Raw genomic sequence first — 14245 nt, 5'->3', positions numbered from 1 at the left:
ATCCATCATCGATTTGAAAAATCTGTCCATGTATGATGAACGTGTAATCTACCTTATACAAATTCTGAAAGGGGCAAAACAAGTGAAAACAAAGAGAAAAAATCTTATCCTCATGACGTTCCTCGCTTTGACGATGATCGTAAGTGCATGTGGAAGCAGCAGTAATACCGGAAATAACAACAGTAAAGAAAATGCAGCTACGAGTGAACCGGCGGCTAGCCCTAGTACGGAAACCAAAGCGCCTCAGGTGACGATGACCGTCCAGTTTCCAAAGTCGGATAATCTCACAGGAATTGAGTTCGTTAACAAACGGTTGGCACGTTTTCAAGAGAAATATCCAAATGTTACGCTGAAAAAGAATGATTGGCAATATTCGCCGAATGAAATCGGCATCAAGATGGCGGCGCATCAAGCTCCCTCCTTTTTCCGCACACCTGCTACGGAAGGAAAAGTGCTGTTGGAACATCAATGGCTTACGGATTTAACGCCGTTTCTAGCAAACTATGAGCACGCCAATGATTTCAACGATAAGCTGGCAGATCCATTTAAGATCGATGGTAAAATGTACGCCATTCCGGCTAGCGGATACATCATGGCGGTCATGATCAACAAAAAACTATTCGAAGATAAAAAGGTTCCATTACCAACGCCTGACTGGACTTGGGATGATTTCTATGCGGCGGCGAAGGCGACGGCCGATCCTGCGAAGGGAATTGCCGGGTTTGCCATGATGGCCAAAGGCAATGAAGGAGGATGGAACTGGACGAATTTCTTATATGGAGCAGGGGGAACCACGCAAAATGTTGCTGACAGTAAGGTAACCTCAGCCTTCAACTCGGATGCCGGTGTGAAAGCAATGGAATTTATGAAGAAATTACGATGGGAAGGCAATGCGCTCCCGCAAAACTGGGCTCTAAACTTTGGTGATGTGTACAATTTGTTCAAGCAAGGTCGAGCAGCGATGGTACTCGGCGATCGGATTGAGGACGCAATTAATAACGGCGGCATGAAGAAAGAAGACCTGATTATTCTTCCGTTACCATCGATGGTGAAGGGCGGCGATCATACCGGGGTGCTGGGCGGCAATTATGATGTTATTAATCCACAAGAAACACCGGAAACACAGCAAATGGCATTTAATTACGTAACGTTCGATTTGTTCAAAGATAGCGGCCTCGACGAACTGAAGTTGGTTCTAGAAGATCGGAAAGCCAAGGGTCAAGTATACCTATACGGAGCACCAGCTTATTATAAAGCGGATTCGGAATATGGGAAGAAGATTGAAGCGCTGGTCAATCAATATCCGGATAACGTCTTCAGATATGATCCTGAAGTCACCAACTTAATGAAGGGCGTTCCTGAACCCTCCTATAATGGACAGGAATGCTACGCGGCATTGACCAATGTTCTGCAAGAAGTATTTTCGAACAAAGATGCGGATGTGAAATCGCTGCTTGATGCTGCGGCGAAGAAATTTGATTCGGAAGTGCTCTCTAAGGTCGTTGTAAAGTAGATTTGTGATATACCACATTAAAGATTGCTACTAGACCATAGATCCACTCCTTTTACGAGTATTCCCTTGACCTGAGAATGCTTGAATAAGGAGTGGGTCTTCTAGAAATAGGAGGCGATAAACATGGTAACGAGAATAACGTTCGCGGACAAAATTACGGGGCTCCCGATCCTCGCAATCGGGAACGAAGGACACGATACAGCGCATCATTACATGACGGCGATGACTTGGCTCTCGGACAGTCGACACCTGATCGTACACACGGATATAGACCCGGGGATCGTGCACACGGATATCGGTCTGGAAACCTGGACGGGTAACGTTGTGCGTGTCGATTCGGAAACGGGCGACGCACAGGTGCTGGAAGAAGGCCTGACTTGGGGACGAGGCGTCGTTTCGTGTGATGATGTCTTGTATTTATTCAACAAAAATGAGCTGTACGCCATCCATGTTTGGAGCGGCGAACGGCGTACAGTTTGCATGTTGGAAGCGAATTGCACCTTTTTGGGTCCGCTATCCATTACGAATGATGGGAAGATGCTTGGTGTCTATTGGCAAGAGCAGATGCAGGGAGATCAATCATCCGAAGTTGCTACCCGGGAAACGTGTTGGGTGATCGGCACGGTCAATACCGAGAGTGGGGAAGTGCGTGAAGTTGCCCGCCCTTTGTTCGACCAACCCTATCCGATTGCCAATCATGCCATGATCAATCCGGTTGATCCGGATCTGCTGTTTTATTCTCACGAAGGCACAACGGAGCATATACCCGATCGATTATGGACCGTAGATGCTCGATCTGGAGCAACCCAGAATATTTTTCCGCAGAAAAAGGATGAGAGCGGACAGCATGTGGAATATGTGGGACACGAAATATGGGCATTCGATGGCAGCGGATTATACTTCGTGAAGTATCCGCATAGCCCAGATCAACCGACAGGTGTTTTTTTCGTGGATAAGCGCGGGGAGTGGCATGATTTCATTAATGGTGATTATAAGTATTGGCATGTTGGCATCAGCCCTGATGGCAGATATGCAGTTGCGGATACGCAGGAGCCGGGCATTTCCAAAATCGTGTTGATAGATACGGCTACGAAACGTTCTAGTCTTCTGTGCGAGCAGCCTTGCCGCGGGGTTCATCCAGGACACCCGCATCCATCGTTCAGTCCAGACAGTCGTAAGATTACATTTACATTCTCCGATGCGCATGACGTGCTCTGGGTCGGCATTTTGGATATAGGCGATTGTATACAGCTCGGAAGTGATGAATAAAAGATTTTAACTCCATTGTTATGTAGCAAGAACTGGAAATGCTTGACCGGGTCGCAATTATGAAAACGCTTACTTATTATTCTTGAGTGATTTTATGTTGTTAGATGAGGGAGGGTACGGATTTGGAAAAGAAAAAGTGGATGATTTGTTGCTTGTTGGTTGTACTTTTATGCACCTGGCCAATGAACGGACTCCTATTAAGCGGAAATACAACAGCGTATGCAGCAGAATCTTTACAAAGTGTAACCATTGGTGGTTTTGAAAGTGATGAAGAGGTGTGGAATTTCAGCTTGGGAACCGAGTTTCCCGGAGCTAAAGGCGAATATGTTCGGGATTCGTCAGTGTCTAAGTCGGGGGCTTACGCTGGTAAGCTGCACGGAGATTTTAGCACCGGCGGGAAATATGTTGCGATAGGTAAAAATTTCACGCCGATCGATATGCAGAAGCTCGAATTCTGGGTAAAATCAGCCGATGCCTCGGCGATCGTGCTTCGAGTGACGGATTCAACCGGACAAGTGCATCAGCAGAGAATATCTATATCATCGACTACGGATTGGCAGAAGATTGAAATCACGAAATTCAACGGCGGATCAAGTTATCTTCACTTCAATGGAGCTAACGATGGCGTGTGGCATGGCCCAGCGCAGGGAATCGGGATGCTGCTGGAGAAAGCCGGATTGAGTAGTAATAAATCGAGCGGTGAAGTGTGGATTGATACTATATCTGCTATGGCTCCTGAGCAAGATCCTTTATGGGAAGACGCGATCGGAACTTTCGAGAACGCCTTTGATCTATGGAAACTGGGTCTGGGTACCGATTTTCCCGGAGCTAGCAGTGAATATGTGAGAGATTCATCCGATCCCAAATCGGGATTATATGCCGGCAAACTGCGGGGGGACTTCAGTGCAGGCGGCAAATACATTACGTTAGGCAAGAGTTTCTCACCTATTGCGATACAAAAAATTGCATTCTGGATAAAAACGACGGATGCATCTTCGATCTCACTGCGGTTAAAAGATGCGACTGGACAGGTGCACCAGCAAAAAATCTCCCTGTCACCCACGATAAACTGGCAGAAGATCGAAATTTATAAATTTGACGGCGGACAAAATTACCTTTATTTCGGTGGAGCAAACGATGGTAAATGGCATGGTCCAGCCCAGCAAATTGAAATTTTATTAGAGAAGTCCGGATTGAACGGCGGCAAATCAAGTGGAGAAATCCGTCTGGATAATGTTGTGTTAACAGCACCCTTCCCCAATTTATCGATTCAACAGACTCAAATGGGGAATATTTTCCTGGAAAACGAACCTGTAGCCTTTGAAATCGCTACGCAAGGAGATTCTGTGAGCTGGAGTGTGTATGATCATTTGGATCATAAGGTGTTGGATGGCACGGATGGGGTGCAGGGAGGACAACTGAATTTATCCATCCCTTTACAACAGTTAGGCTATTATAAATTATCGATTGACGCGAAGAAGAATGGACAGATCATCAAAAGCTCAGAGGTATCCTTGGCTCGTCTTTCCGACACAGATCCAACCGCAGCGGACAGTTCTCCGTTTGGCATGGCGACGCATCTTGCATGGGAAACGCCGCAGGGATGGACTCCCGAGTTAAGTGAACTGCTGCACCGAGCTGGCGTCAAAAACTTCCGTGATGAAATTCCATGGGATGCCGTCGAATACGAAAAAGGGAAATACCGCAAACCTGCAAATCGCGATGCTTACATGCAAAGAACGCAGCAAGATGGTCTCAAACCGTTCATCATCCTTGACTATACCAATCCGTTCTATGATCAGAACAGCACGCCTTATACGGATCAAGGCCGTCAAGGATTCGCCGATTACGGAAAAGCCCTGTTGAACCTGTACGGAGATCAGATCCCTTGGATCGAGGTGTACAACGAATTCAACGGCGGTTTCGGAGATCGAGGTAACGGTCCCGCTGATTCTCGCCCGGATTACTATTATCAACTTCTGAAGAAGACCTATGAGACGGTGAAAGCCGCCAGACCCGATGTCACGGTGGTTGGAATGGCAACGGCCGGTACGCCGCTCGGCTGGATGGAGGATGTATTCAAGCTTGGGGGGCTTCAGTATATGGATGCCGTCTCCATCCATCCATACCAGAGCCAACGACCTCCAGATGGCATTGTAGATAACGTGCGCAGTACGCAGAACTTGATTCGTCAATATAATCATGGGCAACTGAAGCCAATATGGTTCACCGAGGTTGGATGGCCGACATCTATTGGAGGCATTGGCATTAGCGAAAAGACGCAAGCAGACTATATCGTACGTACTCATGTCCAGGCACTTGCAGAGGGCGTCGAAAAAGTGTTCTGGTACGACATGATGAACGATGGCATGGATAGTGGCTATCATGAACATAATTTCGGCATCCTACGAAATCCGAATGATCCGAAAGGAGCATTTACGCCGAAACCTGCGTATGCGGCATACGCAGCGATGACGAGAGAGCTGATCGACGCCCAGTTCGTCGAACGGGAATCCTTCGACACGAATATATCGAGCTACAAGTTCAATAAGGAGGGTCGGAACCTAAGGATTGTCTGGGCTAATACCCCCGTGCAGGCAGCGATCCGTACGGATGTACCTATTCTCATCACCGATATGATGGGAAATACCGAAATCTTCACGCCGCTGAACGGCAAAGTGTATATCACACTAACCGGCGAACCGATTTACATTGAAAGCGATATTGGCGGAATCGCTGTTGATTCGACGTTCACCCTCGTTGCGGAAGATGCGATAGCCGGTGAACCCGTTCGGCTGACCGTGGAAACGAATAATGCAACAGCTGCGCCTATCGACGTTTCATTAGCGATAGAGGGCTTGCAATATCCTCTGTACGCAGCATCCGGTCAGAAGACGTCTGTATCGATTGCGTTGCCTGGACAGAGTCAAGAAGGCGGCCGTTATATTGTAGGGGATTTGACCGCGAACGGTGGCAAAATCGGAAGATTACAACAAGCCGTCCGAACAACTTCAGCTTACGAAGTCAAAATAATTCCCGTTATTGTTGACATGAACAAGAAAAGCGAAGCACTGAGAGTACAAATCCGCAATCATTCGAAGGTGGAAGGACTTCCCGTCAGGAACGTCGATTGGAAGTTCGGTTCTCAATCTGGGAGTCACGAGTTGACAGCGGTTATCCCGCCTAGCACGGTGGAGACGTTTGATATTCCGCTTAACGGTTTCGACTTTGGCGTGAGTTATCCGGCCCAAGCGATGGTGTATTTTGACGGAAAAGATCCCTATGTTTATGAAGGAAAACTGGACTTCAACCCAATAATTCGTGGTACGGTGCAAGTTGATGGTGTGGCTGACCCCGGTATTATCGAGGGACCTCCGCTCGTTCAGCTATCGAAGGGAACGGTCAAGATGCAGAATTACGCTGGACCAGCCGATTTGGACGGCAGTGTCTGGGAGAATTGGGATCAGGATAATTTCTATTTGACTGCGAAAATAAAGGATGATGTTCATTTCACCCCTGCAAGCGGAGAAGAAATCTGGAAGAACGATAGCATCCAGTTCGCCTTGATGGACGGTATACCCGGAGAGAATCTGAATTGGTATGAATTTGGGATCTCCGATACGCCGCAGGGGCCGCAAATCTTTCGTTGGTTGTCGCCGAGTTCCAGCGCCAAAGGACTTGTAACGAATGGTTCCTTACAGGTGAAACGAGACGAAGCTCTAAAGGAAACGGTCTATGAGTTGGCACTTCCCTGGTCAGAGCTTACACCGATCAGACCGGAAAAGAACGCAGCCATTAGCTTCTCACTGCTTGTTAACGATAACGATGGGAATGGGAGAAAAGGATATATCGAATGGGGCTCCGGGATTGGGGAAGTCAAGGATTCCAAGAAATTCAGAACCGCTCAATATATCAATAATCTATCTGCTCCCATCATTACGATTCAAGGCGTTAAAGAAGGGGAGAGTTATACGGATCAAGCGATTCCGGTTGTGAAAGCTGAAACGGAGAATGGCCAGTTGCTAGATGCTCGGATCACGTTGGATGGGGAGAAGTGGACATCCGGCACGCCTATAACTGCCAAAGGGAATCACACCTTGTTCGTGCAAGCCGGTGATCCAACAGGAACAATGGCTGAGCAGACAATTTCTTTCAAGCTTTATCATAGCACGGTGTTGGAAACATCAAACGTAGAAGGAATGGTTAACGATACGGTAAAAATTAGAGCATCGCTCCATGATAAGAACGGCCAAGCGATTTCCGGGGAAAGTGTATCCTTTGCCGTGTACGGTGGGGATACGATCGGCACCGGGGTTACCGATGCGGATGGAATAGCGACGCTGAACTACAAAATTGAACTGCCGGCAAGTACGGATCAGGAGAAACTTTACCCGATGCAGGTTACGTACAACCAAAATGATGCGGCGTATTACCTAAGCAGCATGGGGAACGGGCAGATTACGGTTAAGCCATCGTCGTATCCAAATACAGAAGGGGTCCCTGGGAAGCCCGTCCTGTCTGACGATAATGGGTATGACACAGGAATTCATGATGGAAAGTATAAAGTGACCATGAATATGTGGTGGGGAAAGAACGGCAGCACGTATCGACTGTATGAGAATGACGTATTGATCGATACACAAACCCTAACGGATCATTCGCCGAATGCACAATCTGCAGTCACGTCTGTTGACAACAGGAAAAACGGAACTTATCGCTACGTAGCGGAGCTGTCGAATGATTCTGGAACGACGAGAAGCGATGTTCATACGGTAACCGTTACACAAGCGGCACCCGCACAACCGGTTCTCTCCCATGATAACTGGGATGGCGATGGAAATTTTAAAGTCAGCATGAATATGTGGTGGGGTACCAACGGTACGACGTATCGCTTGTATGAGAACGGGATTCTCATCGATACACAAAAACTTAATGACCACACGCCGAACGCGCAGTCAGCCATTACAGCCATCCATGACAAACCGATAGGTACGTATGAATATCAATGTGAACTTGTTAATGAGGCTGGAACAACATCCAGTGAGAAGATGGTTGTCAAAGTAACCAAATGATAGAACCTGCAATTTGCACCGCTTGGAGACACATCTCGTAAAATATGCAGCTGCTCGACAAGAAGGAGTTCCCAACACATCTGGGAACTCCTTTTCTATGTATTCGTACAAAACCGACGGGTAATCAAGATATTCTTTACAGTCGAACATATGTTTGTTATTTTTAAGGATATATATCTATTGAGGAATCTCTTCCTAATACGTTTATTTGAGGTGAAGATGTTGGAGACGATTACATTAACGAAACTTCAAGCGAGAAGATTTTTACTTTACTATCATGGATTGTTAGGTAAGTTTCAATTTACGGGAAAAGAAGGGGTCATGTCTTATATCCGGCGTGTAGGGTGCATTCAATTCGATCCACTAAATGTCGTTGGTATGAACCCTGAACTCGTTCTACAGTCTCGAATCCAGGACTTTGATCGCAACCTACTTTGGGATCTTCTCTATAAAGAGCGTAGGCTCATAGATTATTGGGATAAAAACATGTCCATCTTTCCAATAGAAGACTGGCCATATTTCTGGAGATGCCGCAAGAACCATCAGACTTGGTGTAATTCAAATATTGAGATTGTAGATCAAGTTTATGCAGAAATTTCAAATCGTGGATACTTATGTTCGGGCGATATAGATTATCAAGAGAAAATAGATTGGTCCTGGGGAGCAACGAGATTATCACGTGCTGCACTAGAGGGAATGTATCACGCTGGTTATCTGGGTATTCACCATAAAGTCAACACTCGAAAATATTATGATTTAGCAGAAAGATTGATTCCGAAGGATTTATATACTTCAACAGACCCGTTCCAAACGAACGAACAATATTATGAATGGTATGTACTCCGCCGTATCGGTAGTATTGGATTACTATGGAATCGACCAAGTGATGCCTGGCTAGGTATAAATGGGTTGAAAAGTCTTCAGAGAAACCAAGCTTTTGAGAAATTAATGGATGAACAGCGGATTATTGAAGTCAAAGTGGAAGGAATGCCATATCCATTTTATATACGATCCATAGACATCAACATTCTACATAAGGCCATGGAAAATAACACAACAGATAAGAGATCGAGTATACTTGCTCCGCTCGATAATTTATTATGGGATCGGACGTTAATCAAAGCGTTATTTGATTTTGAATATCGATGGGAAGTGTATAAGCCAGTCGCTGAAAGAAAATATGGTTATTATGTATTGCCTGTTTTGTACGATGACCAGATTGTAGCTCGATTTGAACCGTTGAAGCATACTGCAAATGAGCCATTATTCATAAAAAATTGGTGGTGGGAGGATCAAACAATAATTACTCCATCCATGAAAGAGAGTATTAAGGTCTGCTTAGAACGGTTTGCCACAATTCTTGGTACTCACTTAGACCCTGATTTTAAACTTTAGCGCTTGCAAAAAATAGTAACACAGTATATATTGATTGTAATATATTGGTTTGTACGTACAATATGACAAACCTACAATACAAGATACATAAAGTTAAGGGTGAAAAAATGTCAAATTTAAAAAATGTGTCTCGGAATAATCCTGTTCCTTTGTATTTTCAAGTATCCCAAATTATTGAGAATGAAGTTAAAGCAGGAACATTTAAACCTGGGGATCTATTTTCAACAGAAGAAGAATTGCAGCAAAGGTTCAATGTCAGCAGATCAACCATTCGAAAAGCCATTGATGATTTGAAACAACGAGGATGGTTAATTCAACAAGTAGGGAAAGGCACATTCGTAGGTTCATATCACTTAAGTAAAACAAAGTCACATTTGCTAAGTTTGACAGAAGAATTAAGAGAAAAGGGTATCGAACCAGGTACCAAATACATTCATGTAACAACTGAAAGCCCTTCCAAAGAAGTTGCTGAGCAGCTTCATTATGATAAAGAGGTACATGTTATCAAACGTGTTAGGACAGCTGATGGAGTTCCGTTTGTTTATATAACCCAATACTTGCCAGGTTTTTTTCAGGTAAAAGATGAAGAAGTCGGCGAATCTGTTTATAAGTTTTTAGAACGTACCAACGGCTTGCACCTTGATGAATCCATTCATGTCGTTGGTGCTGCTCCGGCAGATAAGGAAGTTGCGGAAGCACTCCAAGTTAAAGAAGGAGATCCGGTTGTCACTTTTACACGTACTACATTTGATCAAAATGGACGTACCGTTATTTATGAGAAAGGATTTGGCAAAGCCGGTGTATATGAGTATCGACTGAAAGTAACTCGCTAAATTGTATATAGCACTTTTTCTAGTGATTATATAAATATCATTTAGAAGGCAGGGAGAAGCATGACACAAGTGTACACAGATTATTTGGAAGCATCAGCAAAAATTATTCGCGATATTCAAGAAACACAAATGGATAATATCGAAAAAGCATCACAAATGTTTGCGAAAAGCATTGCAGCAGATGGGTTGGTGCATATGTATGGTTCAGGCCATTCACGGATGGCTGTAGAAGAAGTCTTTCCACGTTATGGCAGCTTTCCTGGTTTTCATCCTATCGTTGAACTGTCGATGACATTTCATAATCAGGTCGTTGGTGCAAATGGACAACGGCAAGCGATGTTCATTGAAAATATAGAAGGCCTAGGAAATCGCATTATGCGGAACTTCGTGTTTAAGCCACAAGATTGTTTCTTATTATTTTCTACGAGTGGAACAGGCAATGTGGTGATTGATATGGCTTTGGAAGCACGGGAGCGTAATTTGCCGATTGTTGCCATTACAGGCGTGGAAAATAGTAAACAAACTGCTCCTAAGCATTCAACAGGTAAAAAATTATTGGATCTAGCTGACGTCGTGATCGATACTTGCGTACCTACTGGAGACGCGGTGGTTCATATCGAAGGATTGAAATATCCAGTGGGTCCAACTTCCACAATTCCTAATACAATCATCGTCAATTTAATTAAGGTTCGTACAGCTGAGCTGTTGACTGAAGCGGGTCAGCCACCACTTGTTCTGACAAGTGCACATTTTATTGGAAAAGAAGCATCAGCACAGTTGTTTGAGGATACCTATGATGATTACCGCAGAAGAGTTTGGCGTAATCAATAAGCGATAATTCGGTTGGATGCGGAAGGTGCTGGTTAGTTAAATGATACTGTCTTAAAAGGAGGTTCATCAGGAAGATGGTAGATTATAAAACGATAATTACAGAGACGCTTAAAACCGAAGTGCTTGTAGTCGGCGGCGGTTCAGCGGGTTGTAATGCAGCCGCAGCTGCAGCACTAGAAGGTAAGAAGACAATGCTTGTGGAAAGGTATGGCTTCCTTGGTGGCACCAGTACCTATATTTTAGACACTTTCTATGGATTCTATATTCCTGGAAAAGAAGGTAGAAAAGTAGTCGGCGGTATTCCTGACAAAGTGTTGGATAAGCTCTTTGCGAGAAAAGCAGCGATCCTTCGTCCCAATACGTATGGAGCAGGAACCGGCGTAACCTATGATCCCGAAATTCTTAAAGTGGTTTGGGAGGAGCTATTAACAGAATCTAATGTCGACATCCTGTTTCATTCGTTTGTAGTAGATGTTGTTACAGAGGGTCCAAAAGTGACAGGTGTAATTCTCGTGAACAAATCCGGATTCTTCTTAGTAGAAGCGGATATCATCATTGATGCTTCCGGTGATGCGGATGTTGTGGCTAAGGCCGGGTTCCCATTCGATGGTATTGGCGGAAAAGAAGCCGTGCAATCTTTAACAACAACTTTTCGCGTGATGCATGTAGATAATGAGGCTGCTATATCATTTACAAAACAACAGATGTGGGATTGGATGAAGGAAGCGAATGCGACAGGCAACTATTATTTACCTCGGGAAGAAGGCAGCGTGCATATCACGACAATTCCAGGTGTAATGGCAACCAACATGGTTCGTCTCGCTATTCCCGATCCTACGAATATAGCTGATCTTTCAAAAGCAGAAATTGAAGGACGCAAACAAGCATTGGAATATTTCCGCTTCATGAAGGATTATCTGCCTGGTTATGACAAAGCAGAACTGATGAACTTTAGTACGCAGATCGGTGTAAGAGAGACTCGTCGTGTGATTGGTGAGTATACGCTTACAAAAGAAGATGTACTAGGAGCGCGTAAATTTGATGACGCAGTATTAGAGTGTGGTGCTCCGATAGAAGATCATCATAATGCCGCAGGGACAAAGTGGGAGTATCTTGAAGAAGGAGCCGTATATCAATTACCTTACCGAACCTTGATTCCGAAAGACAGTACGAATTTGTTGGTTGCAGGCAGATGTCTATCAGCAACCCATGATGCGCACGCTTCGATGCGAAGTATTGGTCAATGTATGGCGATGGGTCAGGCAGCAGGTACTGCAGCAGCTTTAGCGATTCAAGAAGGCGTAGAACCGAAAAAGCTGGATATAAATCTTTTGCAGGCTAAATTGATCGAAAATGGAGCAATGATCAACACGCACAGTTCTTTCGTTAATTATCATGAATGAAAGAGGTTATCGAAGTGACTGGAAACTATATACAAGCTACTTCAGGTAAAATACCGGTCAGCGAAATCGGTTACACACATAGCCATGAGCATCTTTACACCTATGCTACACCAAGCATCGCAGCGGAAAAACCGGAAATGGTTCTGGACAGCATTGATCAAATTGGCGAAGATATTAACCTTTTTAAAGCTGCAGGAGGCAATACGATCGTTGAAATGACGACCATTGATTATGGCCGTGATGTAGCCCAATTAAATGAAATTGCATTAAAGTATCATATTCATATTATCGCTGCAGCTGGATTTAACAGCGGTACGTTTAATAAAGACTTTCTTGAAAACAAAGAGATAGATCAAGTAGCCGCACAACTAGTAGATGAATTGCAACGCGGTGTCGGTGAAACCGGGATCAAACCAGGTGTACTAAAAATCGGCACGAGCATGAATGTCATTGAACCGTGGGAAGAAATAGGCTTGCGTGCTATCGCAAGAGCACACCTGAAAACAGGAGTTCCAATATCCACGCATACACAAGCGGGTACAATGGCGGTGGAACAGCTTGATCTGTTTGAGGATGAAGGTGTACACGCCGCAAATATTGTTCTTTGCCACCTGGACCAAAATGCTGATTTCGAACTGCATAGACGGCTCGTTGAAAGAGGAGCTTTTCTAAGCTATGATTCGATTCCAAAGCCACAGTACAAAACAGAACAGCGTTCGATCGAATTTATCGCTGAGCTTGCAAAAAATGAGCTGCATACGCAAATCTTAGTGGGTGGAGATTTTTCACGCAAAAGTTACTTTAAGGGCTATGGCGGAAGCATTGGCTTTGATTACATTTTAACTGTATTTATGCCGAAATTAAGGTCGTATCTTGACAATAACGATTTGGATGGTGCGCGTATTATTGAAGATATCTTCAAAGAAAATCCAAAACGTGCGTTTGCAATACGTGAATTTCGATGAGTAAGGAGTAATTTTGAAAAGGCTTTCATTTAATATTTCTCAAATTTGAATATCATGTTGTTTATTCTGAAATCATTCAAGGAGGAGATTCTAATGAAATTAGGGTGTATTAATTCTTGTTGGTTTGGCTCAAAGGTAGAGTATTTTGAAGGTCTGCACAAAATTAAAGAAATTGGGTACGATACGATTGATATTTTCCCGGAATTTAGCTTCCAATCCTACGATTTGAAAAAAATTAAGGATATTTGCAAATCTCTGGATTTACCTATCATATCTATGGTATCAGCTTATCCAGAAATGATTTCACTAGAGGCACATATTCGCCGTTATGCGATTGATAGTTACAAGAAGTTGATAGATATGGGCGTATTCCTGGAAGCTGAGAGCTTGTTGATCGTGTTAGGGGAATACATTTGGGAAAAGAACGTAGTCGCTCCGGAAATTCAATGGGGATATGCGGTGGAAGCAGCTAAGGAACTTTCTGAATATGCAGCAAAGTGCGACATGAACGTGCATGTAGAGTTAGAACCGTTTAAATACTCTCTTGTGAATGATATCGATACGATGGAGAAATTTTTAGCTGATGTAAATATGCCGAATTGTTTAGCCAATGTTGACTTAGGGCACCTTCATGTTCAAGGTATTCCTGCAAGTGAAATTGGACGCTTAAAAGGGAAAATCGGCGGCGTACATTTATCTGATAATGACGGTACAGTGCATAATGACTGGCCTACTGGCAGAGGGAATGCGGATATCGCCGGTTATCTTCAAGAAGTAAGAAATGCGGGCTTTGATGGTGTTGTGTCCTGTGAGCTGGAGTTTTCCCCAGAGCCGGATAAAATTGTGGAATGGGTCGCGGAGTGTTATACGGAAACGGATAAATTAATGAATCAACTCCATATGAGAGAATCGTTATCCATTTCGAAGTAAAGTGGGATCGACGATAAGATCAGGGAGGTGCTCA

The 14245-nt window shown here is 44.3% G+C and carries 9 protein-coding genes; all 9 read left to right on the top strand.

What is annotated here, in order from left to right; all coding sequences use genetic code 11:
- Positions 1-82: 82 nt before the first annotated feature.
- The 9 genes from BVG16_RS21190 to BVG16_RS21150 all read left to right on the top strand — a co-directional run bounded on the left by BVG16_RS21190 (position 83) and on the right by BVG16_RS21150 (position 14211).
- Complete coding sequence (locus BVG16_RS21190; protein ID WP_233147123.1) at positions 83-1513, top strand: ABC transporter substrate-binding protein; 1431 nt, start codon at positions 83-85, stop codon at positions 1511-1513.
- 123 nt (positions 1514-1636) lie between these two features.
- Entirely contained in the window at positions 1637-2782 is a 1146-nt protein-coding gene (locus BVG16_RS21185; protein WP_078501198.1) for a TolB family protein, read from the top strand.
- A 122-nt stretch (positions 2783-2904) separates the two neighbouring features.
- Positions 2905-7854 carry a sugar-binding protein gene (locus tag BVG16_RS21180; RefSeq protein ID WP_158081747.1) on the top strand — a complete coding sequence of 1650 codons (4950 nt, stop codon included), beginning with the start codon at positions 2905-2907 and terminating at the stop codon, positions 7852-7854.
- Positions 7855-8073: 219 nt separating this feature from the next.
- A complete protein-coding gene (locus tag BVG16_RS21175; RefSeq protein WP_078501440.1) occupies positions 8074-9249 on the top strand; it encodes a winged helix-turn-helix domain-containing protein in 1176 nt (391 codons plus the stop codon).
- A 107-nt stretch (positions 9250-9356) separates the two neighbouring features.
- Entirely contained in the window at positions 9357-10082 is a 726-nt protein-coding gene (locus BVG16_RS21170; RefSeq protein WP_158081746.1) for a GntR family transcriptional regulator, read from the top strand.
- A 60-nt stretch (positions 10083-10142) separates the two neighbouring features.
- The gene (locus BVG16_RS21165; RefSeq protein ID WP_078501195.1) at positions 10143-10913 is read left to right on the top strand and encodes a sugar isomerase domain-containing protein; all 771 of its coding nucleotides are present in this window, start codon (positions 10143-10145) and stop codon (positions 10911-10913) included.
- Positions 10914-10987: 74 nt separating this feature from the next.
- On the top strand, positions 10988-12316 hold the full coding sequence (locus tag BVG16_RS21160) for an FAD-dependent oxidoreductase (protein ID WP_078501194.1): 1329 nt from the start codon (positions 10988-10990) through the stop codon (positions 12314-12316).
- Positions 12317-12330: 14 nt separating this feature from the next.
- Complete coding sequence (locus BVG16_RS21155; RefSeq protein WP_158081745.1) at positions 12331-13281, top strand: phosphotriesterase family protein; 951 nt, start codon at positions 12331-12333, stop codon at positions 13279-13281.
- Between the two features lie 93 nt (positions 13282-13374).
- On the top strand, positions 13375-14211 hold the full coding sequence (locus BVG16_RS21150) for a sugar phosphate isomerase/epimerase family protein (RefSeq protein ID WP_158081744.1): 837 nt from the start codon (positions 13375-13377) through the stop codon (positions 14209-14211).
- The last annotated feature ends 34 nt before the right edge of the window (positions 14212-14245 follow it).

Source organism: Paenibacillus selenitireducens (assembly GCF_002021565.1).
Lineage (GTDB): Bacteria > Bacillota > Bacilli > Paenibacillales > Paenibacillaceae > Paenibacillus_K > Paenibacillus_K selenitireducens.
Note: the sequence above shows the minus strand (reverse complement) of the source record. Positions and strands in the feature narration are given on the sequence as shown.